Consider the following 21,777-nt stretch of genomic DNA (forward strand, 5'->3'; position numbering starts at 1 on the left):
AAGATGAGCATAACGCTTCTTTTTATTTCATATGTCTTGGATAGAGTTGCCTCAATCCAATTACAAAGGTAGTAAAAATCCTATAAAAGTCTCTCGATGACAGACAAAATCAGCATTTCAAAGCTCATTTTCCCCATTTTTGTACCTCATTTGCTTCTCAGAGCGTTCAAGAGCCTGTATTTTAGTGGTAAAAATAATTCCTTGACAAGTGCTTTGCTATTTTGACCTCATTCTGTTTTATTGTCTGTGAAATATAAAAATATCTATCAGATGTTAAGATTGTGTTAAATTTTGCATCCTAAACATAAACCTTTTCTCATTGCTTTGCCACCTCAAAAACTGCTTTTATATTCCTTTTTTTCTTATCGGGATTTTTGTACCTTTATTTTCTTATATCGTTGATTTTCAGCAATAAAAATCCTCTCACATCAATTCCACATGAACAGTGTGGTAAGACAGTTGCTGGAGCAGAACACCGACGTCGTGATGGTCGATACCGGTGACTCCTATGAGGGCATCTGCGGTTATTTTCAAGGCACATATATTTCATATTCAAAGGAGAAACCAATCTCTATGAATCCCTTCAAGGTGACACGCGAGGAATATGACCTTAACTTCGGTGAGAAAAAGAACTTCCTCAAATCCTTGATATTCCTTATTTTCAAGGGAAACGAGCTTCCCTCAAAGATTGAGGATATGATTGTCAACCAGACTATTGTGGAATATTACGATGCCTATTTCCATCCCTTTGACAAGTTCACGGATACTGAACGTGAGAATCTTCGACAGGAACTTCTTGTGGCATACAAGATGGAGGACGACTACGAGAAGTTCGCCACCGATATGCGTGACATCGAGGAACAGATAAACTCACCTGAGCCGGAAACAAAGACAACCGTCCGCGCCCTCATACTCCCATCGGAGGAACGGCGCAACAAGATAATCCGACAGTGCCGGGCACTGCGGGCCATGATTGTTGACCGTGCCACTACCGAGGCTGAGAAAGAGAAAGCGGCCTCAAAGATTGAGGTGTATAAGAAAGAACTGCACGAGACCTCGATGCTTATGAAGATTGACAGGCAGATAGACCACATGGAGGAGCAGAAACGCCGCCTCAAAGTGCCGTCGCTCTCCTTCAACACCTATTACGAGTTCGCCCTTGAACGAATACCGCAAATCACATCGCTGGAGAAGATACATTTCGACATACGCGACTTCGCCGCTATCCTCAAACAGTTCTACCGTGGCGGCGAACTGGAGGTCACTCTCAACTCCGACCTCGACACCATTCTTTTCGACGAGCGTTTCATAGTCTTTGAAATCGACAAGATTAAAGACGACCCGGTGCTTTTCCCTATCGTTGTGCTGATAATCATGGACGTTTTTCTCCAGAAAATGCGTATCAAGAAAGGTCGCAAGGCCCTGATAATCGAGGAGGCATGGAAAGCGATAGCCTCGCCCACTATGGCGGAGTACATAAAGTTCCTGTATAAGACCGTCCGCAAGTTCCACGGCATAGCCGGTGTGGTGACACAGGAGCTTAACGATGTGATAGACTCTCCCATCGTAAAAGAGGCGATAATCAACAACTCCGATGTGAAGATATTGCTCGACCAGTCGAAGTTCAAGGACAGGTACAGCGACATAGCGGCCATACTCGGACTGACCCCCATTCAGAAACAGCAGATATTCACAGTCAACGCCCTCAATAACAAGGAGGGACGCAACTACTTCAAAGAGGTGTGGATATGCCGTGGCCAGAACTCCGATGTGTATGGCGTCGAGGAGCCGCCGGAATGTTACTGGGCCTACACCACCGAGCGAGCCGAGAAAGAGGCTCTGAAAATATATCTACGTCATTACAGCACCATGCAGGAGGCGATAACCAACATCGAGGCCGACCGCAAGAGAGCCGGAATATCCAAATATCTTGATTTTGCCCGTAAGGTCAACCAACAACAGAAAGTAATGTCGCTATGGAATTAATTTTATCAATCGATAAGATCGTGGAAGAACATTCTGGTCCTGAGGTCTTCCTCCATCGGAATATCATAAAAAATCTTTTCATCCTCTATTCTTGGGAACAATGGGATGAAACCATTTCGCTCGTAGTATTTGATTGTACGTTCTTTGTTTACGGCATCTACGAGAATAAAGCGGCAACCGGTCTTGTTATCCTCTCCACTGAACCACGGCTTGACAAAGTTCATAAGCTGGGCTCCTATCATATAATCCTTGCCCTGATAATCGGTTGCAACTCCAAGCCTTCCTATAAGTACAGCGGGATATGTACGTCCACGCTTATTATAGGCTATATGCTTGTTAAGTTTCCTTTTGGGGTTGTTGGGCAAATGGGTTGTCTGAATACCAGCATTTGCCAGTGTCACCATCGCTACGATTTTTGTATCATCATTCTTCAGAAGCCAGCAATACGTCTTGCCCATAAGGTCTTTAGCATAGGCAATAGCGTCATTGGCAAAGAAGTCATCCAAATCCTCCTCGCCACAAGTGAACTTCTGGCAATGTTCCAGAACATCCTTAGTAAGCTTGACCATAATGCAGTCTTTTTCAAGACTGATTATCGGGGTCACTGCCGCCTTCTCCATGATGGTACGTATTCCTTTGATCGTTTCAGAAAGTCGGAGATTTCTTTCTGCCGTTCAGGTGAGACTTCTCTTCTGGGCTTTCTCTCATTCTCTTCCGCACGGAAGATAAATTCTTCAGCCAATTCACCTGTAAGAATAGGCACCGCTTTTATTGGTGTTGCCATATTTCTCGCTTTAACGGTGCAAAGTTACACAAATAAAACAAATTACACAAGGTTATGATTGACACCATCAAGATATTTATCTGGATTATTGCGTTTTCAGTCACCCCTATAAAATTATTTGCATGGAAAGTGGTGATTGACCCGTACTGCCTGAAAGCGGTGACCACCAATCTCGCATCGCAGAAAGCCATAGAGGATCAGCACAACAGGAGACTTGACTCCATATCCGCAAAGCAGAACAAGCTGGAGCAATACACCGTGAGCATGGCTACTATCACCGAACTCTACAAGGTGACTATGGAGAATATCTCAGGCTTCGGCACCGAGAGTAAATATTATGTGGAGATAGGACTGTGCGCCTTCGACATAGTCAAGAGCGTGCCGGAACTGATAAAGACAGTCAGCAAGGCCAAGTTCACCAACAAGGCACTCTGCCTTAACGAACTCGGCAACCTCACAGCCCAGACACAGCAGCTTGTGGCCGACTTCATCAACATAGTCAACAACGGCAAGGTTCAGAATCCCCTCAAAGGCCAGGCTACTGCCGAGACCAAGAGCGACGGATACAATCTCCTTGACCGCTATGACCGCCTGACGGTAGCCAACAGGATATACACCGACCTTCTCGAAATCCGCTACAAGGTTCAGGCTATGATGGCTATGGCTCAGTACGCCACAAAAGAAGACCTGTTTTTCGCAATAGACCCGGAGGGCTGGGCCAACATGAAAGTCATGCAGAATCAGGTCAGTATGCTGATACTCAACTGGAACGGACTGCGGATTATAAAATGACTGAGCCATGATGATACGGAAACTTACAATCATAGCTCTGGTGGCTCTGCTTCTTCCCTTGAAGTCATTTGCCTTCGACTTCCCGAAAGACCTGCCGACATTCGAGGCTCTTATGGCTCTGCACAAGGCTGTCAAGAAAGATGAAGACCAGGCGTTGGCACGCATAGCCACGAGCTTCGGGGAGCAATCTCTTGTCACCAAAGGGGCGGAGAAGTTCAATGATGTACGCTCTACGCTCGACACGAAGCTCAACAACGCATACTCATACGTGGTACTCGCCGCTGCCATATCCTCGACCGCCAGCTCGCTCTATCTGCTGACAAAGGAATACAAGGACTTTACGGTAAACACCTACAAGTATGTGACCAAGAAGCCTTTTGTCGCGTGGTACTATGCCGACGCCAACCTTGCCATAGCACGCGAGATAAAGCACGCACAGAAACTATACGCTACCGTGGCCGCCTCCGGCATAAACCTCATGAAAGCCTCGATGGACGAGAAGATGAACCTTGTCATGTCGCTGAAGGACACCATAGAGAACGCCCGGCGGATTATCGACAACGCCAACCTGTGGTGCTATCTCATGACAAACTGCGGCTGGAAGCCTGACTACATCTGGGAGATACTCACCTCCGATGTAAAGGACGAGATTGTTGGAGCGGTAATCAACAAGTGGAACAAATAAACATATACCGATCATGAAATTCAGAACTATCACCGCATTATCGCTCGCCCTGCTCATAGCGGCACTCCCGGCGGCGGTGTCGGCCAAGACGCCCAAAATCCATGACGACCAGAAGGAGAAACAATGGCTCTCGATGGAGAACGGGCCGTGGGACTTCGCTCCTGACTGGTACTATTATTTCCTGCACAAGAATTATTCCGGCGCGGAAATGTACTGGAAGTGGGCCGGCTTCAAATCAGGCTACCGCGTCCGCTTCAAGGAGGAGAAATCAAATGTCAAACGCATCATGCCTGTGCGTGTCACGGCAGAAGAGACCCAACGGCAGAAACTCTCGAAAGTGGAGAAAGAGCGTGCATACGTCGAATCGCTCTACAAAGAGGAACTGGCACGCGAGGCTGACCGGGCTGTCGATGTCACCTATTCGATCTACAAGGACGAGTTCAGCCGTATGCAGGACTGTATCGCTGACGGGCTTCTCTACTGCCTTAACAAGAGCAAGGGGAAGATGAAGTATCAGGTTGACGAGCTGTCACGGCAGAACGAGATCATCTGCGCCAATATCGCCTATATCCATAAACAGGGGGTCGGCTACGGGCTGGAGAACGCAAAGCGTCAGCAAGCATACGAGGAGGCAAAGGCCGAGATGGGAAAACTGGTGTCGCGCACCGCCCGCCTCGCGGCAGTGGCCGCCACCCATTACTAACATTAACCTGACTAATTGAAAACTATATGACTTTATTATCAATACTCTGCACAATGGGGCTTCCGGCCATCGACCAGAGCCTCGACAAGCTGCTTGTGGCGATGGAGGCGTTTCCGAATGTGGCAATTTTAGGCGACACCATCAGCTTCGCCCGTATGCTCGGACTGCTGCTCGCCCTGTGCGTAGGCTCATACGAGTGCTGGATGATGATGCTCGGACGGCGAGGAATGGACATAATGAAGCTGCTCCGCATCATAGGCATATCAATGTGCATATCATCTTCCTCATGGATATGCTCGGCTCTCCAGATGCCCGGCAAGTCTTTGGAAGCCACCACTAAGTCAATGGCTATGGCGAAGAACAAAGAGGTCGCGGCACTGGAGCTGAAAGTGGCCCAGAAGCAAGGCGAGTACCTTGAACGCCTCCGGGCAGTGCAGGATTCAATATCCACTGCTAAACAGGTGGCCGCAATCGGCGAGGACGCGAACTGGTGGGACAAACTCGTGTATAACGTGGAAAACCTCGGCGAGACCATCAACAACTACGCCCAGCGTGCGGCGGTGGCCGCGGAGACAAAGGTAAGCGAATGGATAAACGACGTGATACGCTTTGTCGGTGAGCTGATTTTCCAGATGTCATATTACGGCATACTTGTGGCGCAGAGGATATTCATAGCGATAATGATTGTGTTCTGCCCCATAATGTTCGCCCTGTCACTCGCTCCGCCGTGGAACTCGGCATGGAGCCAATGGATGTCAAAATTCCTCTCCCTCACGTTATGGGGCTTCGTGACATATATGTGCCTGTACTACATAGACTTCATACTGATGTATAATCTTCAGGAGGACCTGGTGGCCTACAACCACTTGTTGCACGGGGCTGTCAACTCATGGGAGCAGATAGGCGCGCTCGGTTTGCAGGGCATTGGCTCCAACTGTATGTACGCTATGGGTATGCTTGTCGGGGCCTATATCATACGCTTCGTTCCCGAAGTCGCCTCATGGCTCATACCCGGCGGTGTCAGCAGCGGTGCCGCCTCCCCCTCAGGCAGTGTCGCTATGGGCGCGGCTATGATGGGCGGTTCGGCGGCTCTCAAAGCCACCAACGTGACCCGGAACGTGGCCGGTTCAATCGGCGCACAGGCTGGGAGAAATCTGAAACACACCTCTTAATCAGACAAATAAGATTATCATGCTGATAAAATCCCTTGAACAGAAAACACGGCTCGCAATGATGACGGTAATGGCAACCATAATAGGTTGCGCCGCCATCTGCGGGTTCACCGTGTGGCGTTGCGTGTCGCTCGTGACCGAGGAGCGCAAGCAGATATATATTCTTGACGGCGACATACCGTTCCTTGCCGAGCGTGCCGGACTTGAAGCCAATTTCATCATGGAGGCGAAGGCGCATATCCAGCTCTTCCACCAAACTGTTTACATTCTCTACATAGTGTAATTTATAAGAATGAATTGGAGTATATGTATATTGATATACAATGCTATAAATAATATACGCATTGAGTTTGTGATTCCTTTATTCTCCGCGAGGAGGATAATTTTGTTACTTTAATTGCAACTTGTTTGTTACTTATAAAATTAATTCGTAATTTTGTATCTGTAAAATGACTAATAAGTAACAAATAACTGTCGCATGAATCTCTCCAAATCAAGAATCAACCTGAAATACAAGGATATAGACGGCGGTCGCAAGTCCATATACCTTGACTACTACAAGGACGGAAAGCGCGTCCGCGAGAGCCTGCGCCTGTATCTGTTACCCGAGACCAGCCGTAAGACCGCTGCCGGGAACAAGGCGGTTATGAGAAAGGCAGAAGATATCAGGCGTAGCCGCATTGAAGAACTGACAGCCGGAGAGAATGGCATCGAGATTGATGCTGCAATGCCAGACATTCCTCTTGCAAAGGTAATCAAGGATTATCATACTTTGATATTGGAGCGAGGGGATAAATCCACAGCGGGCAATATCATGGGGATGTATCGGGCGGTTGTGGCTTTTCGAGGCGAGAATGTCTTGTTGTCGTCTGTTGATGTGGAATATTGCGACGGTCTTGTGGATTTCCTGCGCAATGAGTACCACAGCGTCCACGGCAAACTCAAGATGACAACCGCGAGGGCGTACATCTATCTTTTCAGCGCGGCGTTAAATCTCGCCGTCGAGAACGGGCTGATGAGGCGCAATCCTCTTTTCTTTGTTAAAATCCATGACCGCATAACCCGTGAGCGGCCAAAGAAATTACATCTGTCGGTTGGCGAAATCAAGTTACTCATGGATACCCAGTGCCCTGTTATATCCCGTCCACAGGTGAAACAGGCTTATCTATTCTCCATTTTTACCGGGCTGACGGCTCTCGATATTGTCAACCTGAAATGGAAAGACATAAAGAACGATAACGACGGCAGGATGTCGGTCTGGTGTCAATCCCGAAAGATATTCATTCCCCTTTCGTCAAACGCCTTGCGCTGGCTTCCCGAAACATCGAACCATCGGGGGCTAATATTCAAAGGCTTGCCGAAAGATACCGAGATAAACAACATATTGAAACTGTGGCAGAACAAGTCCGGGATTGAGAAACGGCTCAACTTCACTCTGGCGCGAAACACATTCGCCTATCTTATATTATCCACCGGTGCTGATGTCGCCACATTCTGCTCACTCATGGGAATCGCATCGAAAAATGCCAAAGGCTATCTCGCCATGACCGAGCGCAAGATTGCCCCGATGGATGAAAAACTTAAAGCATTACAACTCGATTAAATCTCTCTGAATATGGCACGACCAAAGAAAACAGTCAAGGCGAAAGAGCCTGTAAGAATCCGCTTCAAGGAACTGAAGAACGGCAACAAGTCGATTTATCTTGACATATACCGCGACGGCAAACGCACATACGAGTTCCTGAAACTCTACATAGTCCCGGAGCTTGACCCTGCGAGCCGGGCGTTGAACGAACATAACCTTGCCCTTGCCAACAAGGTTAAGGCTGACCGCATTATTCAGCTTACCAACAACGAGAAAGGTGTCACCAACTCCATGCTCCACTCACGCATGAGGCTGCTTGACCTTATAGACCTCTACAAGAAATGGATTGATGACAACGGCAAGTCTATGGGGTCGTCGGCTTTCAGCGGACTGAAAAAGGCACTGATACAGTTCCGGGGTGACGGTGTGACCTTGAAACAGGCCGACAAGGACTACTGCATAGCGTTTACCCATTTCCTGCGCAATGATTATAAATCCCGCACGAAGAGACCGCTTGCAATCAACTCCATTGCTTCACTCACGGCTTCTCTAAGCGCGACATTCAACTGGGCTGTCCGAAACGACTATCTCAGGGAAAATCCCTTTGACCGTATATCGTCTAACGACCGCGTGTATCATGTCGAGAGCCAGCGCAACTATCTGGAGATTGACGAGCTGAAACGACTGATTGCCACCGACTGTCCGACACGCGAGCATGTGAAGCGGGCGTTCCTTTTCTCATGTTACTGCGGACTCCGCACAAGCGACATCCGCGCCTTGCGGTGGGGGCAGATTCACAAGGACGGCGAACAGTGGCGAGTGTCGGTAGTGATGAAGAAAACCGACACTCCGATTTATCTTCCCCTTTCGTCACAGGCAATGCGGTGGCTGCCGGAACGCGGCGATGCCTCCGATGATGACAAGGTTTTCAGCCTGCCGACCACAAGTCGTGTCAGCATAATACTCGGCAACTGGGCGAAAGCTGCCGGGGTGAAGAAGGAAATCACTTTTCATGTGAGCCGCCATACCTTCGCTACCCTCATGCTTACTCTTGATGTTGACCTATACACAACAAGCAAGCTGCTGGGCCACAAGAATATTGCCACAACGCAGATATACGCGAAAATCATCGACCAGAAGAAAGACGATGCCGTCAACCGCGTGGACGAAATTTTCAAGTGATAAATAGAAAAAGACAACCCCGACATCACTGCTGGGGTTGCCTGTCGTTGTCTTTTTCAGCTGTATTCATTCTGCCAATCTAAAACCGATATACGGAGATTTGAAATTCGGATTGCTTACAAACCGACAACCGGGGTTGTTATAATCCGGAATGACATTCCAACTACCTCCACGGAATATCTTTCCTATGTCTGACTTCTTAGCTCCATGGGGATTCCTTTGGTTTTTCTCTGAATAATTTCCGTACCAGTCCTGCACCCATTCAGACACATTTCCGCCCATATCATATATACCAAGTTCGTTTGGCATTTTTGTACCAACTGGATGCGGCTGCATCCATGAATTGTAGGAACTCCATGCCGTAGAGTCTGGATTATCACTACCGATAAAAGAATATCCGGCGGTCTTATTTCCACCTCTTGCAGCAAACTCCCATTCGGCTTCCGTTGGCAGACGATATTTTTTTCCTGTCAGCTTGTTGAGTTTCTTTATGAACACCTGTATGTCATACCATGAGATGTTTTCTACCGGTAATTTATCTCCTTTGGAAATGCTCGGATTATCACCCATAAAGGCTTCCCACAATTCTTGTGTCACTTCATATTTACCTATACGGAAATCGGACAATATTACCTCATGTTTAGGGGTCTCATACAGGTGTTCAGCCTCGCTTTCATCAAGCCCCATTGTGAAAGTGCCACCTTCCACATCAACCATTTCAATTTCCGGAATGACTGTCAGCTCTTTTGCGCTGACGGCAATTGAAAAGACTATTGCAAGTATAGCAGGCATTATCAGAGAAAATAATCTCATAGCAATCAAATTAACGATAATCCGTTTCTATAAAATCTCCGCCCTTTGATTCCTTTGACAAAGTTTCCGGTAAGATTTCCACTTTAATTCCCTTGGCGTTAAGATGCCCCATGGGATTGTCGCGCATGGCTCTCATAGCCCGTAATATTGCCTTTCGGTCTCGTTTCTCATACGTGTCGGCTCCATATATTCCGTTTATTATCTTGTCGGATCTCTCAATCCCATCAGCGACATAACCATACCTACCTTCGCCAGTTCTTGCCTCAAGTATCAGGCCGGGGAGTCCATGGAATTTCCATGGTCCATCCTGAATAGGGATCTCGGGGGTGAACCATGCAGTCCAATGACGGCCATGATAATCAGTTTCAGCCTGTATGCACTCGTAATCGAGTATGGTCTTGGTGCTGTCACCGATTTCCCAAACCATTTCCGAGAAGGGTTCCGTGTAATATACAGGCTCGTCAGTGCCGATCACATCATAGACAGTGATAGTGGAATCGGCCGCTGACTTCACGACATATAAAGTCTCCTTTTTGCGTGGCAGTTTGGTCACGTCTATCGCGCCCTGCGCTATCATGGCCTGAAACGCTGCCTCCTGCGTCTTTTTGAAGTTGGCAAGTCCTTCGGGGGTTGATGTCAGCGAATCTATCTCTTCGGAACGTGGATTAAAAAATTTTGACTGCCCTGCATTTGCAAGAAGATGATATTTGTTGCCTCTTTCCACACCGTTCTCATAGAAAGAGATTTCTGAATAACTGACTTCAATGACAGCCTTCTGTTGCGCGCTCACGGCTATCGCCACAAAACACACGATGATTGATGTAAGTATCTTTTTCATTTCATTTTGTAGTCAGGTTCGATGTTGTGTTTAAGGCCGTCATATTTAGGGGTCTCGATTTTGTTGCCTTGGTCGTCGGTGGAGTATATTTTCACATTCTGACCTTGGGCATTCATAATGCTCTCTTCATTATTGGCAAAATATTCGGCATTTTTCAGAGCTTCCTTGCGGTCAACCTTCGAATAATCGCCTTGCATATACATAGGTGTCATAATGCGGTCGGTACGTTCAAGTCCCGTAGCTACAAACGAGAAGCCACCATTGGCTTCGGCTTTAAGGATTAGACCGGGCAGTCCGTGAAGTTTCCACGGACCGAATGGCATCGGCAGTTCCGTTGCAAACCATGCTTTCCAATGGCGGCCATGATAATCGCTTTCAGCCATGATACATTCGTAACCGAGGACTGTTGCGGTAGAATCTTCCACTATTGTCCATTGCATTTCGGAAAGCGGCTCGGTGTAATATCCGTTATCTTCACCAAATTTATTGTAATGCGTCAGACAGTCCTGTGCGAGGTCAGTGAAAACATAGCTGTTAGTAGGTTTGGTTGGACCTTTTCTCATGTCAAACGAGACTGAACCGTCAGGCTCGACAGTCATACACGCCTTTTTGATTATCTCCATGTATTGAGCCTTCCCCTCCGGTGTCGATTTCAACGAATCCACCCAAAGGCTTAGGTCGTTGAAATACTTAGCTTCCGTTGTAGAAGCCAAAAGCGACATTTTGCCGGTGTTGATTTTACCGAATTTGTTGGGGAACGATGAATCATAGCTGACAATGATTTCAGCTTTGTTCTGTGCCATTGCAGATATAGCCACTAAGCACATGAAGATTGAGGTGAGTAGTTTGTTCATTTTCTGAGAGATATTGAGATTAACAGCTCGCGGCCTCGGAGCCAGCGTTGGCTCTCGAAGGAGGTGAGCTGATTGTATGTTGTGTAGTTGTATGTGCGCTGATTGAAGATGTTGCTCAACGAGGCGGACAGCTCAAGTCGCTTGTTGAGCTTGAAGATCACCTTGGTGTCGAGAAGGAACACGTTTTTGAACTGATCAGCAGTCAGTTCGTTGCGGTAGTGTTCGCCGCTTATGTGCCATTCCCATTTGCGGTGGGGCATGATGTTGAGCAGAAGCTCGTTCTCCATATTTCCGAGCCACGAGGCATTTGTGCCGTTCATGGACATACGGCTCGATGCCCACTCGAAACGGTAGTCGAAACTGAACCAGCGCAGCGGCGCTCCGTTGATTTTTGCGCCTACCGACCACGAAGTGCCGACCGAGTTGACATTGGTATTCTCTGAAATCAGATGCGATTCATTGCGGCTGAACGAACCGTTGATGTTTGCGCTACCTCGCATGAAGTCAAGTGTCTTGCCTATGTTGCCGCTTGCCATCAGCATCTGTCCGTCGCTTTCGGCATCGGTGTAGGAATAAACCACATAGTCGCCATAAAGCTGCTGTGCCAAAGTGTAGGGTCTGTGACTCCATGACTGCATCACCATAGCGTTTGCGAATATTCCGCGACGGGTGTGTTTGTAGGATAGTCTGCCGGATACCCGTTGGGAGGACGAATTATAGAAGTCATCGATACCTCGACGGAACGAGCGGTAGTTTGTCATCACATATCCGGGCTGAATCATGTTGAGATCCATCGGCGAACGTCCGGTGCCACCGCTCACGCTCATCTCAAAGCGGTTATTGGGTTTCCAGTTCATGCTCAATGACGGCGAGAAATAAACCTCGCTACGGTTGGCAAGAGCCTTGTCAAAGGTATAATGGGCAAAGCTGACGGGAGCATTTAGAGTGAAGTTGACACGTCTAACCCAATACTCGAATTTCGGGGTAGCATAAACCGTGAAATAGTTTGTGTTCAGCACATTCGTTGTCTCGCCCGGTATTTCCTCCGGCATGTCCGGTAACTCTGACCTCATAGTTCTGACATATCCTTTGACACCTCCTTCAAGACTGATTGTGATACACTTGACGGAGAAAGCGTATGCGGCACTCTCGTTGGTATAGAAAGCATGGTCTTTGACCTGCTGACGCATAAATCCGTCATTTATCGACACGGAAAGCGTCTGCGGCAGTGACTCCCATTCGTTTTTGCTTATGAAAGTGACGAGGTGCTTGCCGTTGAATCTCTTTATAAGCTTGAAATCATTGCCGACATAGTAGTCGGGAAGCGATGCCGTCTGGTTGTTGGACAGTGAACCGGTGACGCCCAGGCGCACATCATCCCAGTCGATATTGGTTTTCAGGGTGTTGTTGATGAATGCAGTCTTCTGGTTCAGTTCATAGATAAATTTGCCCGACAGCGAGTGTGAGCGGTCAACGCCGTTGCGGTCTTCAGTAACGACACGGTTGCCATCGTTGAGAAAGTAGGTCGTTACGTTTGCCGCCTCTGCCGTGATACGGTTGAATGAGTAGTCAATCTGTGTCTTGAACTCTCCGCGTCCGAGTTTCCAAAGGGCATTGGTCGAAACAAGTGCCGAGCGATTGAACAGTGTGCGTTTACGGCTGAGATTAGGTACTCCGGGGAGCGACACACCGACATATCGGCTCAGGTCAGTTCCACGGCGGGAAGCGAAAAAGTCCGTGGCCTGTGCCGACAGGTCTTCGCCGATGTTGTTGGTCTTGAATGTGGTTATGTTCTGAAAATTTGGCATCACCGCCATAGCGAACAGTTCACCATCCCATATCGCACCGTCGGGCTGCCATGAGTAGCCGCCTCCGGCATCGCCGTGGAAACTCCACGTTGCCTTTGCCTTGTTTTTCAGTTTAGAGGTTGATAGCCGCCTTGTCTGAGAAAGATATGCCCGACAGCACCTGCATCGGCTGATGGTTCTCCATCACCTCGACCGCGCCCACATCCTCATGGCTTATGCCGTTTGTTGCTATGCCGTATTTGCCGCCGAGGAGGTCGGAGCCTTCGATATAGAATTTGTTGATGTCCTCTCCCTGGTACTGTATCTTGCCGGATTGCTCCACGTTGATTCCCGGCATACGTTTGAGCACATCACCGATTGAGCGGTCCTGCTGCTGGGCGAAGCTTCCTACATTATATGTGATAGTATCACCCTGCTCATGTATGCGGTCAGCCTTGACCGTAACCTCTTTAAGCAGTGTAGTTCCCGGTTCAAGCTGAACGGTTATCGGAAAAGAAACGCTATCGAGCGGTATCGATTGCTTGGCGAAGCTCATCATCGACACCTCCAACCGACAACCGGCAACCGACGGCAACGACATAGCAAAGCCACCATCGCCTTTCGACGTGGCATATTTCTTTATCTTGCCATCCGCGCCCTTTACTATGACAGACGCCCCGGTCAATGGCTCATTGCTATCCTTGTCAACCACAGTACCCGACACATTGACCTGCGCCACGGCTATTGCTGTAACAAATAGACAAAGTAGATATGTTATGAATCGAGACAATTTAAACTAACGTTACCTTAGAGGTGTGAATCGACAAACAATTTTATCGGTATTTGGATAAAGCACAGGGTCTTGAAAAGCACTTGTTACGGATAATTCCGAGGGTGTGAGCTTGTCTATTAGCCAAAACTGTTCTGACTTGTCAATATATATGACAGTGAAATTATCAGTAGTGAAAGTCCAACGGAAATAAACCAGATCGCCCTTGATTGTCTCGTCGTTCCAATTTGCCCATTTATATGAGCCGGTACCGTTGACGTTGAACTTATAGATCCGGCCTTCCTCTCTATACTCAGTTGGCTCGAAATCAGGTCGATATTCGTATGTCTGTTTCCACTCTACGCCGGTAAGGAGATTGATTATCTCTTTCTGGTCAGCGTCATAATAACCTGTGCGTTCCTCACACGAGGCAAGAAGCACACAGGATAATATGATTATGAGAAGCTGTATATGTTTCATTCGGATATTCCTATTGTCACAGTGCCGTTTCCAATTAGGGACTTGCCCTGAATGTTAAGATATTCACCATCAGCCTCCGGCAATTCCATAGAATAATTGTATGGCAGTGTATTCATACCTAATCCGACTATAAGGATTGTACCCTTGTTAGCTTTGTCAGATGTCACAAAAGAGATTTGTGATACATAAAACGTGGATGTATTACCGGAACTTACAGTAAGTCGTTTGTCATTTTCCATAGAGAAAAAGCCAGTTCGGCAAATATCATCGCCTGACACCGACAGCCGGGCCACTGTTTTTCCGCCCATCTTATCTGACTGAACTTTTGACAGACGCATTGTCCCTCCGCCATTGTTCCGTACCAATCCCGATGTCCGGGTTGTGTATATCACACTGACATTCTCGGCATTTCTATATGCTTCTATAAGATTGTTCGCCTGCTCCATTTCGCGCTCAAACCGAACCCGGTTTATGGAGCTGACCTCCAGCAGTTGTTCCCGTGAGCGGTTGACAACGTAGTCGGTTGCCGTAACCTTCCTGTCAGGATTGATGGAGAATAGCCCTGTGCTACTGTTCACCTCGACAAACTGCGAAAGGACTTCGACATCCGTCTCATAAGCCCTTATAGGGGTTGGTTCGTTGAAAACTGTGTTGTCATCACTGCACGCCGTTATCAAGAGGGCTGTGCCAATCAAGGAGGTAAGAATCAGTTTATTCATAACCTATAGCCAATTATTCCACTGACTCGGTGGAAAGATTAATTAAAGAAAACGTGAGCCAACTATGCCACGTCTTAGTTTGTAGGTCGTAGGAAACCTTTGATGCAGATGTAACAATAGTGACCCACGCTATATGCGTGAGAACCACTATGCTATCCCTTGCATCGGTTTCTGAATTTCCTACGTTCACAAACTACAAGATAAGCATAACGCTTCTTTTTTTCCAAAATGTCGTGGAAAGGCGATGCCATTCCGACGCGATGCCATTCCGACTGCAAATTTAGCCAAAATATCTGAATCCTAAGCTATAATCGCCGAAAAATTAGTAACTTTGCAGTCTAATACACGCAAAAATGACAAAAGAAGAACTGCTCGGCAGACTCAATGATATAGAATGGGACGACTTTGAGGTCAAGGAAGCGTCCGGCGGTATTCCCAAATCCATGTGGGAGACCGTGGGGGCATTCTCCAACACGACCGGAGGATGGATAATTCTCGGTGTAAAGGAGACAAAGGTCAAGAGCGTGTCAACATACGAGATAACGGGCATTGAAAAGGCCGAGAAGATGGAACAGGACATCATAAGCACCCTGCGTTCCGTCTCTAAGTTCAACGTGCCTATTCTCGCCACCGCACAGCTCCTTGATTTTGACGGAAAGGCCGTTCTCGCCTTTTATATACCAACGTCGGCCAACAAGCCTGTCTATTTCGGCAACAACCTGAATAATACGTTTGTCCGAGTCGGCAGTGGCGACCAACGCGCTACCGACATTGAGATAGACATACTGATGCGTGAAAAGACATTCGGCATGAAATCTGAAATGGAGGTTGACGGTACGGGGTTCGGAGACCTCAACACGCAGTCGCTCCAGACATACCGCCGCCGAATAAAGGACTACAACCCCGATTTCCGTTACAATGATCTCGATGACGAGCAGTTCTGCATCAAGACCGGAATAATCAGCCGTGGGAAGCTGACTTACGGTGGCTTGCTTATGCTTGGCAAAGGAGAGATCGTGCAGGAATATATACCTCATTTTTGGATTGATTACATCGAGATCCCGGGCACGACATATTCTGATGCGGACTGTCGTTACACATACCGTATGCCTGAGCAGGAAAATATCTGGGAATATTTCAAGGTGCTCTTGCAACGGCTGCGCCTGTATGTTGACAATCCATTTATGGCGGGGCCGGACGGTTTTTCGCCGGAAGATAATTCCCAGTTGTATTGTCTCAGGGAGGGGCTTGTTAATCTTCTCGCTCATGCAGACTATTTCAGCCCGATGCACTCTACCATAAGGGTATTCAATGACAGAATCGAATTCCAAAATCCCGGACGCTTCGCCGTGCGTATCTCCGACAAGCCCGGTAAGGTGAAATCGGTGCCGCGCAATCCCAATATCATAGCCTTCTTCCGCTACGCAAGACAAGGCGAAAATGCCGGATATGGTATTGACAAGATAATGCGTTGGACAAAACTCACAGGTCTTGAAGTTGATTTTGAAAGCGATATAACATCATCGACTGTCACCTACCCATTGCCATCACAAAAAGGTGGTCAGAAAGGTGGTCAGATAAACATAGACAATGAAAATATTTCCGCTGACAATCAATGTAATACACATAGTAAAGGTGGTCAGAAAGAGGTGGTCAGAAACAGTGGTCAGAACCAAGGAGAGGAAACGAGAGCCAGGATTGTTGAGGCGATGCGGAAAAAGCCTGAAATTTCGCGTCGGGAGCTTGCCGATATAATAGGTATATCCCCGTCAGCCATTCAAAAGCATATCGAACACCTCAAAGAAGCAGAAATCATTATCCGTCTCGGCAGCGATCGAAAAGGACTCTGGAAAGTGTTGAAATAATTTGGTTATGATAAGCATGATGAAGGAAATAACAACACGTGTAATCCGCAAAACGAAATGTTCAGCGTTCTCAAAACGAAACGTGCAAAAAGACAAAACAAAACGTCCTCTGAGACTACTTTTCGGTTCATGATTTTGATATAACAATGAGCATTTGTTCACATGGTATTAGAATGGCTTTCGAGGACTAATCGAAAGCCATTCTGTTTTACTATGGACCATATTATATGGCTACTTTGTGCAATTGCCTGTAATCACGCAATATTGTGGAGCATTATGTCTGTGTAATGGGAACTATAGTTCATTGATGCGTTGAACTCCTTTCGTGTGGCTCCGATGAATGGATTGCCGATCCAATTGTTCTTGCCGATCCAGTCGCACAGCTCGATGATCTGCGATTTGTTGGAAGTGAAATAGACATATCTGTGCCCGGTAAGGACCTTGAGCACATCAAGGTAATCAGACAGCTTCCAGTGAATGCTGTATGTGCCGACTTCCGTGCTGAGATATGGAGGATCGACAAGGAACACCACATCATCCCGGTCACGGTACTTCTCGAACAGTTCGCGGTAATCGCAGCTCTCAACCACGATGCCGTCAAGATAACCGTCGGCATTATAACCGGAACGCCTGACACGGTTATACATGGTATGCCTGCGCATCTCCTCCAGTGTCGTGGCATACTTCATCGAGAACAGCAGTGATGTTGACAGTGTGATATAATCCACAAAGCCTGTTTGCGCCTCTTCCTCCGCCATCATGCCGAGGACACGTTCCCTGATTGGCTTAGGCACAATCTTCAGCCTCGGCACGGAAGCAAGAATGTCACGCAACCGATCAATCATGGCATTGGTGCGCGGGATGTTCTCAATCCGGCGTCGGTAATTATCGAAATCATTATACACCACGGTGGCGTCCGGACGTTGCCGCTTGGTTATATGGGACAGCAGCCCGGAGCCTCCGAACAGGTCCACAAACACCTTTGCATCCTTAACCATACCAAGAACCTTCATATATTCTTTGGCGAACATGCGCTTCTGCCCGACGAAAGGCAGGGGCGCAGATAGATATTGCTTTTCCATACTGTTTTTTTGGTTACAAAGGTCGCGATAATCAGGATGAAAAAGCAGCGGACCCGCAGTGACAGCACTGCATATCCGCTGCATTGGAACAGTGTCATAATGCCGTTCGTCACACGTTCAGATCGAATCTTACGCCATCTTCCCCGGTGAGCAGACGGCGGGTGCGCTCCTCGTTGTTTTCGTATATATGCACGTTGCCCAGGTTGAGCGTTATGGACTTAAGGGGCAGATCGATCTGACGAGACATCAGGTACAGGTGGTACAGGTCCGCAGGCAGTCCGAGGTTTGCATCGGAGCTACGCTGATACGCTGTCATGACGAGACTGCCGTCCTCAATCTGGAACTGCACCAGACTCAGGCACGGAGCCTGATTGCTCTCGGCATCCGTGGAGCCCAGGAACAGCACATAGTTCTTGCTGCTGCGCTTCTCCCTGTTGATCTTGGCGATAAGCGGGGGCAGTTTCTCAAAATAAGTGGGGTAACTGTTGACAAGTGTCTGACCGCAATAGTCCCACCAGTTTATGCCCGCCTCCCGGTAACGCTCCACCGACCGCTCGCCGCTCATGAAGAGCGACAGTTCCGTTTTCAGTTTCCTGCGGGCTATGCCGTGCCCCTCGAATATATCGAGCAGGTCTCCCGGAAAGAGCTCAAGGCTTTGGTTGAGAAGATAGATTATGGAGCCCTTACGGTTCTTCTGGTGTCTGCCCTCAGTCAGAATCCTGTTCAAAATGTGATGATATTTGTTCATGTCTGATGATGTTAGGGTTATGAGAATATGCTAAGTCCTATTGTTGAACACTATATGACCGGATCATGCTGTACAAGGCATGCACTCGGCACTCAGACGTTTCACCAGTGAGTACACTGTGCGGACACAGATGGAATGTCTCTCAGAGAGCACGGCTACGATGTATGACACTTTATCACCGTTCTTGACCATCCTGGAATAATCCTCATAAAGATCAAGATAACACACATCATCTATCCTTGCACCGGAAGCATGGAGCCGGTTTAACAGTTCACGGTGGAAATTTAATGCCTCAAATAATTTCATTTCAAATAATAATTACTAATTTTGTGGTATCTGACCACATGTAAAACGAGAATGCACCACAATGCAGCAAAGGGCTTCCTGCCCCCGGCTGTGCGTTGTGGCGCATTCTCGTTAGTATGTGGTCAGATACTACTAACAGGCCGGGGGCTTTTATTATGCCCGCCCCCGGATAAGGTCGATAAGGTTAGATCAGATCATGCTCATTCGCACAGCACGTCCTGAAGGACGATGATTGTTGATATGTCAAGGTCGTTGGAGTCGAGTAGGCGGCCGAAGGCCTCCTCTGTGAGTGGCTCGAACTCCAGTTCCTGCTCCCTGGATGCCTCCTCTCCGATACATCGTGCAACATCGGCGTTGTATGCCTCCATGTTGGCGTTGACCTCGCGTTTCTCTTCCTCCGTCAATGTGTCAAACCTCTCTGCCTTGTGTTGTATATTGTCCCAACCTTCGGGCCTGAGCTTCTCCCTGGCGTCCTCGATGAACTCCTGGAGAGATGATGCCACAGGCCTCAGGGCACGCATCGCCCTGATCACAGTGAACTTCTCCTGTGTATCGAGCCTCGTGAGCCTCGCTCCCTTGAGGCTGTTGTGGGCTATCACTATGCTTTCTGTAGTCAGACTCTTTTTCATTGCGTCATTGGTTTTTGTTCGGTTGTTGTGTGGATCAATTATTGCTGTTGCCTATGGGCTGCGTGTCGGCAGAGACCTTTGCGGATGCCGCCTCGATGAAATCCTCTACTGCGGAATATACCACCGCACGCTCCTGGCGTGTCGCCATATCATGGAAGTCCACTGTTAGCCCCCTGGCCCCATAAGAGCGGAAGGAAGCCTGGTGCATATCCGTCCGGTCGCCGGTCACTGAGCCGTCGGATATGCCGCGCACTATCCCGGCTGACGATTCCACATTCGCGCTCACAGTGAGTGCACCTACCGTAAGGCGCATCTCATTGTTGGTCGACACGTTGCGTGTGACCTCGATACTGCTTGTTGTTGCTTTTGTTTCCATAAATCTTATATTTTTGATGGTTGGTTATTGTCATATCAGAAATCAAGAGAAGCTGATCCGGTGTACCTAATGGAACCGCTGCTGTAATCATAGATTATAGTATCCGTCTCCTCTCGTCTCTCCGTGGGTCCGACCGACAAGGACAGGTGCGGTGTATCAGTGCTCACCCATGACTCGATCTCGTTATAGTCGTTATCCAATCTAACCTTTGAATATGGCATTGGAACGATGTCCTTGACTAAGAAAGGGGCATTCTCTATCAGTGACACTGGGTCAATCGGGTCCTCTCTGAGAGACGCATCCTCAAACGTCCTGTAGAACCGTCCCTGATAGCTGCCTGATGGCGGAGTGAAGCTCGCGGGTATCGTTGATTGCCTGGCATAAGAGAATGTGAGGTTCTCACTCCTAGGCTTCTCACCTTCCTCATAAATTGTCATAGGGAACACAACATATGTTCTAATTTCATGCTGTTTGTGCTCCACATACGAATTATCAGGATAAGAGGAATCAAAACTTACATATATAGTGGGCATATAGAAATTAAGAAAGAACGTATCCACCTTATATATGTCATACCCATTGTCGGTGTAGTACACAGGCTCATCAATAGACCAGTATCCTTCAGAACTGCAGTCCTGATTTATATTCCAAATGTAGCCTAATGTGCGACGTATGATCTCCCTGTCTTCGGTCACGACATTCAGGCGTCTCAGAGCGGGATGCTCGTCAGACACGTAGAAACTGTATGTGTTGCCGGATAGCCTATTGCTATCATTGCTATTCTTTGTCTTCTTATATAGATACAGGAACACATCGAGCACATCACCGACTCTCGGTCTGTGACCGACGCCCGGGACCGAGCCGGAAGGGGAACCGCTGTATGACATGTCCAGCTCAGTGCGAAATACAAGATCCGTGGACTGCGAGATCAAATATGTAAGGTCCCTGCCGACTGTTCCTGTCACCACAACCCCCTGCGTGCGATTGTGGATGCAGACGCCAAGAGCGACACCTGTAGAGTCATTGCCTGTATCCATAAGCATCCCCAAAACAGATTTAGGGCTCCAGTACCCCTCTCGTTTAGCTATCTGGTCATTATATGATTCAGAGTTTCTGTGCACACTCAGAATTATTTTGCCATCTGGGCGCACCTTGTCTTTCCAATGCACCACAGCGTAAAGTGGCGGCTTTGCATCATGTGTGTAGCCGAGAAAATCCGACAACCGGCAATAATCTATGCCGGGACCGGGAAAATTTGGCTTCCATTTTGCAGACTCCAGCACATTGCCATCCGCGTCAAGGTAGTCTGACAGCTGCGAGACTACAGGGATGGTGAACGCTGGATGGGAACGTGTGCCCCAAAACCATGGCCTTGATGAATCAATGACAGGCCCCTCACGCCAAAATTTATCCGGCACATTGCCGTCGATGCTGTCAGGATTGAGCGGCTGCCCGAGACACACAGGCCGGTAGCGCGACCAGGGATTGATCCTGCCGTGCTGATTGGAGCATAGATGAGTAAGCGAGCATCCGGAGGATGCCCCTATGCCGAACGCTCTGTACAATTCCGGCAAACTTATGGGGGACTTTATGAGTCCGTTTTCATATGGCATGGCTGTATC

22 protein-coding genes and 2 pseudogenes are annotated in these 21,777 nt (G+C 48.1%); 9 read left to right on the forward strand and 15 right to left on the reverse strand.

From position 1 onward, the window contains the following. Positions 1-432: 432 nt before the first annotated feature. A pseudogene (locus EZ315_RS14800) lies at positions 433-1,986 on the forward strand (TraG family conjugative transposon ATPase); the annotation flags it as partial. 5 nt (positions 1,987-1,991) lie between these two features. Here the strand turns inward: EZ315_RS14800 and EZ315_RS14805 are convergent. Both EZ315_RS14805 and EZ315_RS14810 read right to left on the reverse strand, forming a co-directional pair. After that, a complete protein-coding gene (locus EZ315_RS14805) occupies positions 1,992-2,606 on the reverse strand; it encodes a GNAT family N-acetyltransferase (protein WP_242452619.1) in 615 nt (204 codons plus the stop codon). Next, a complete protein-coding gene (locus EZ315_RS14810; protein ID WP_135472760.1) occupies positions 2,588-2,770 on the reverse strand; it encodes a hypothetical protein in 183 nt (60 codons plus the stop codon). The genes EZ315_RS14805 and EZ315_RS14810 overlap by 19 nt, the downstream gene beginning before the upstream one ends. 54 nt (positions 2,771-2,824) lie before the next feature. On the opposite strand from EZ315_RS14810, the gene EZ315_RS14815 reads away from it, so the two are divergent. From EZ315_RS14815 to EZ315_RS14845, 7 genes and pseudogenes are all read left to right on the forward strand, one after another. Beyond that, positions 2,825-3,562 carry a hypothetical protein gene (locus EZ315_RS14815; RefSeq protein ID WP_135472761.1) on the forward strand — a complete coding sequence of 246 codons (738 nt, stop codon included), beginning with the start codon at positions 2,825-2,827 and terminating at the stop codon, positions 3,560-3,562. 10 nt (positions 3,563-3,572) lie between these two features. Then, positions 3,573-4,247, forward strand: a complete 675-nt coding sequence (locus EZ315_RS14820; RefSeq protein WP_135472850.1) for a hypothetical protein — start codon at positions 3,573-3,575, stop codon at positions 4,245-4,247. Between the two features lie 13 nt (positions 4,248-4,260). Beyond that, positions 4,261-4,950: a DUF5045 domain-containing protein gene (locus tag EZ315_RS14825; protein ID WP_123397258.1), complete on the forward strand. Its 690-nt coding sequence runs from the start codon at positions 4,261-4,263 to the stop codon at positions 4,948-4,950. Between the two features lie 26 nt (positions 4,951-4,976). Continuing rightward, positions 4,977-6,122: a hypothetical protein gene (locus EZ315_RS14830; RefSeq protein WP_123397257.1), complete on the forward strand. Its 1,146-nt coding sequence runs from the start codon at positions 4,977-4,979 to the stop codon at positions 6,120-6,122. A gap of 19 nt (positions 6,123-6,141) precedes the next feature. After that, positions 6,142-6,393: pseudogene (locus EZ315_RS14835) on the forward strand (conjugative transposon protein TraK); the annotation flags it as partial. Between the two features lie 207 nt (positions 6,394-6,600). Then, on the forward strand, positions 6,601-7,725 hold the full coding sequence (locus EZ315_RS14840) for a site-specific integrase (RefSeq protein ID WP_128703028.1): 1,125 nt from the start codon (positions 6,601-6,603) through the stop codon (positions 7,723-7,725). A gap of 12 nt (positions 7,726-7,737) precedes the next feature. Further along, positions 7,738-8,889, forward strand: coding sequence for a site-specific integrase (locus EZ315_RS14845; protein ID WP_128703026.1), 1,152 nt, complete (start codon positions 7,738-7,740; stop codon positions 8,887-8,889). 66 nt (positions 8,890-8,955) lie between these two features. Here the strand turns inward: EZ315_RS14845 and EZ315_RS14850 are convergent, their stop codons facing one another. The 7 genes from EZ315_RS14850 to EZ315_RS14880 form a co-directional block, all read right to left on the reverse strand. Then, positions 8,956-9,681 carry a formylglycine-generating enzyme family protein gene (locus tag EZ315_RS14850; protein ID WP_242452620.1) on the reverse strand — a complete coding sequence of 242 codons (726 nt, stop codon included), beginning with the start codon at positions 9,679-9,681 and terminating at the stop codon, positions 8,956-8,958. Positions 9,682-9,712: 31 nt separating this feature from the next. After that, positions 9,713-10,540 (reverse strand): GLPGLI family protein, encoded by an 828-nt coding sequence (locus tag EZ315_RS14855; RefSeq protein ID WP_135472763.1) that lies wholly within the window; start codon positions 10,538-10,540, stop codon positions 9,713-9,715. Further along, positions 10,537-11,394, reverse strand: coding sequence for a GLPGLI family protein (locus tag EZ315_RS14860; RefSeq protein WP_135472764.1), 858 nt, complete (start codon positions 11,392-11,394; stop codon positions 10,537-10,539). The genes EZ315_RS14855 and EZ315_RS14860 overlap by 4 nt, the downstream gene beginning before the upstream one ends. Then, entirely contained in the window at positions 11,391-13,202 is a 1,812-nt protein-coding gene (locus EZ315_RS14865; RefSeq protein WP_135472765.1) for a hypothetical protein, read from the reverse strand. Before EZ315_RS14865 ends, EZ315_RS14860 begins: the two co-directional genes overlap by 4 nt. A 112-nt stretch (positions 13,203-13,314) precedes the next feature. Continuing rightward, positions 13,315-13,920: a carboxypeptidase regulatory-like domain-containing protein gene (locus EZ315_RS14870; RefSeq protein ID WP_164913236.1), complete on the reverse strand. Its 606-nt coding sequence runs from the start codon at positions 13,918-13,920 to the stop codon at positions 13,315-13,317. Between the two features lie 63 nt (positions 13,921-13,983). Continuing rightward, complete coding sequence (locus EZ315_RS14875; protein WP_135472766.1) at positions 13,984-14,430, reverse strand: hypothetical protein; 447 nt, start codon at positions 14,428-14,430, stop codon at positions 13,984-13,986. Continuing rightward, on the reverse strand, positions 14,427-15,149 hold the full coding sequence (locus tag EZ315_RS14880) for a hypothetical protein (RefSeq protein WP_128703014.1): 723 nt from the start codon (positions 15,147-15,149) through the stop codon (positions 14,427-14,429). Before EZ315_RS14880 ends, EZ315_RS14875 begins: the two co-directional genes overlap by 4 nt. 353 nt (positions 15,150-15,502) lie before the next feature. On the opposite strand from EZ315_RS14880, the gene EZ315_RS14885 reads away from it, so the two are divergent. Then, entirely contained in the window at positions 15,503-17,014 is a 1,512-nt protein-coding gene (locus EZ315_RS14885) for an RNA-binding domain-containing protein (RefSeq protein WP_128703012.1), read from the forward strand. A gap of 254 nt (positions 17,015-17,268) precedes the next feature. Here EZ315_RS14885 and EZ315_RS14890 read toward each other — a convergent pair whose 3' ends face one another. From EZ315_RS14890 to EZ315_RS14915, 6 genes are all read right to left on the reverse strand, one after another. Next, positions 17,269-18,096, reverse strand: coding sequence for a DNA adenine methylase (locus tag EZ315_RS14890; RefSeq protein WP_135472767.1), 828 nt, complete (start codon positions 18,094-18,096; stop codon positions 17,269-17,271). Between the two features lie 109 nt (positions 18,097-18,205). Beyond that, positions 18,206-18,844 (reverse strand): thymidylate synthase, encoded by a 639-nt coding sequence (locus tag EZ315_RS14895; RefSeq protein WP_135472768.1) that lies wholly within the window; start codon positions 18,842-18,844, stop codon positions 18,206-18,208. Positions 18,845-18,907: 63 nt separating this feature from the next. Beyond that, on the reverse strand, positions 18,908-19,150 hold the full coding sequence (locus EZ315_RS14900; RefSeq protein WP_135472769.1) for a hypothetical protein: 243 nt from the start codon (positions 19,148-19,150) through the stop codon (positions 18,908-18,910). A 200-nt stretch (positions 19,151-19,350) separates the two neighbouring features. Further along, positions 19,351-19,779, reverse strand: coding sequence for a hypothetical protein (locus EZ315_RS14905; protein WP_135472770.1), 429 nt, complete (start codon positions 19,777-19,779; stop codon positions 19,351-19,353). Between the two features lie 34 nt (positions 19,780-19,813). Continuing rightward, positions 19,814-20,155: a hypothetical protein gene (locus EZ315_RS14910; protein ID WP_135472771.1), complete on the reverse strand. Its 342-nt coding sequence runs from the start codon at positions 20,153-20,155 to the stop codon at positions 19,814-19,816. A gap of 35 nt (positions 20,156-20,190) precedes the next feature. After that, the gene (locus EZ315_RS14915; RefSeq protein WP_135472772.1) at positions 20,191-21,768 is read right to left on the reverse strand and encodes a hypothetical protein; all 1,578 of its coding nucleotides are present in this window, start codon (positions 21,766-21,768) and stop codon (positions 20,191-20,193) included. Positions 21,769-21,777: the final 9 nt, after the last annotated feature.

This window comes from Duncaniella freteri (genome assembly GCF_004766125.1).
GTDB classification, from domain to species: domain Bacteria; phylum Bacteroidota; class Bacteroidia; order Bacteroidales; family Muribaculaceae; genus Duncaniella; species Duncaniella freteri.

Bases quoted from the DNA above. Each gene is read 5' to 3' on its own strand.
- EZ315_RS14845 (WP_128703026.1), top strand. From the start codon at position 7,738: ATGGCACGACCAAAGAAAACAGTCAAGGCGAAAGAGCCTGTAAGAATC.
- EZ315_RS14895 (WP_135472768.1), bottom strand. From the start codon at position 18,844: ATGAACAAATATCATCACATTTTGAACAGGATTCTGACTGAGGGCAGA.
- EZ315_RS14900 (WP_135472769.1), bottom strand. From the start codon at position 19,150: ATGAAATTATTTGAGGCATTAAATTTCCACCGTGAACTGTTAAACCGG.
- EZ315_RS14850 (WP_242452620.1), bottom strand. From the start codon at position 9,681: ATGCCTGCTATACTTGCAATAGTCTTTTCAATTGCCGTCAGCGCAAAA.
- EZ315_RS14840 (WP_128703028.1), top strand. From the start codon at position 6,601: ATGAATCTCTCCAAATCAAGAATCAACCTGAAATACAAGGATATAGAC.
- EZ315_RS14825 (WP_123397258.1), top strand. From the start codon at position 4,261: ATGAAATTCAGAACTATCACCGCATTATCGCTCGCCCTGCTCATAGCG.
- EZ315_RS14885 (WP_128703012.1), top strand. From the start codon at position 15,503: ATGACAAAAGAAGAACTGCTCGGCAGACTCAATGATATAGAATGGGAC.
- EZ315_RS14890 (WP_135472767.1), bottom strand. From the start codon at position 18,096: ATGGAAAAGCAATATCTATCTGCGCCCCTGCCTTTCGTCGGGCAGAAG.
- EZ315_RS14915 (WP_135472772.1), bottom strand. From the start codon at position 21,768: ATGCCATATGAAAACGGACTCATAAAGTCCCCCATAAGTTTGCCGGAA.
- EZ315_RS14805 (WP_242452619.1), bottom strand. From the start codon at position 2,606: ATGGAGAAGGCGGCAGTGACCCCGATAATCAGTCTTGAAAAAGACTGC.
- EZ315_RS14810 (WP_135472760.1), bottom strand. From the start codon at position 2,770: ATGGCAACACCAATAAAAGCGGTGCCTATTCTTACAGGTGAATTGGCT.
- EZ315_RS14830 (WP_123397257.1), top strand. From the start codon at position 4,977: ATGACTTTATTATCAATACTCTGCACAATGGGGCTTCCGGCCATCGAC.
- EZ315_RS14865 (WP_135472765.1), bottom strand. From the start codon at position 13,202: ATGCCAAATTTTCAGAACATAACCACATTCAAGACCAACAACATCGGC.
- EZ315_RS14880 (WP_128703014.1), bottom strand. From the start codon at position 15,149: ATGAATAAACTGATTCTTACCTCCTTGATTGGCACAGCCCTCTTGATA.
- EZ315_RS14910 (WP_135472771.1), bottom strand. From the start codon at position 20,155: ATGGAAACAAAAGCAACAACAAGCAGTATCGAGGTCACACGCAACGTG.
- EZ315_RS14860 (WP_135472764.1), bottom strand. From the start codon at position 11,394: ATGAACAAACTACTCACCTCAATCTTCATGTGCTTAGTGGCTATATCT.
- EZ315_RS14905 (WP_135472770.1), bottom strand. From the start codon at position 19,779: ATGAAAAAGAGTCTGACTACAGAAAGCATAGTGATAGCCCACAACAGC.
- EZ315_RS14820 (WP_135472850.1), top strand. From the start codon at position 3,573: ATGATACGGAAACTTACAATCATAGCTCTGGTGGCTCTGCTTCTTCCC.
- EZ315_RS14875 (WP_135472766.1), bottom strand. From the start codon at position 14,430: ATGAAACATATACAGCTTCTCATAATCATATTATCCTGTGTGCTTCTT.
- EZ315_RS14815 (WP_135472761.1), top strand. From the start codon at position 2,825: ATGATTGACACCATCAAGATATTTATCTGGATTATTGCGTTTTCAGTC.
- EZ315_RS14855 (WP_135472763.1), bottom strand. From the start codon at position 10,540: ATGAAAAAGATACTTACATCAATCATCGTGTGTTTTGTGGCGATAGCC.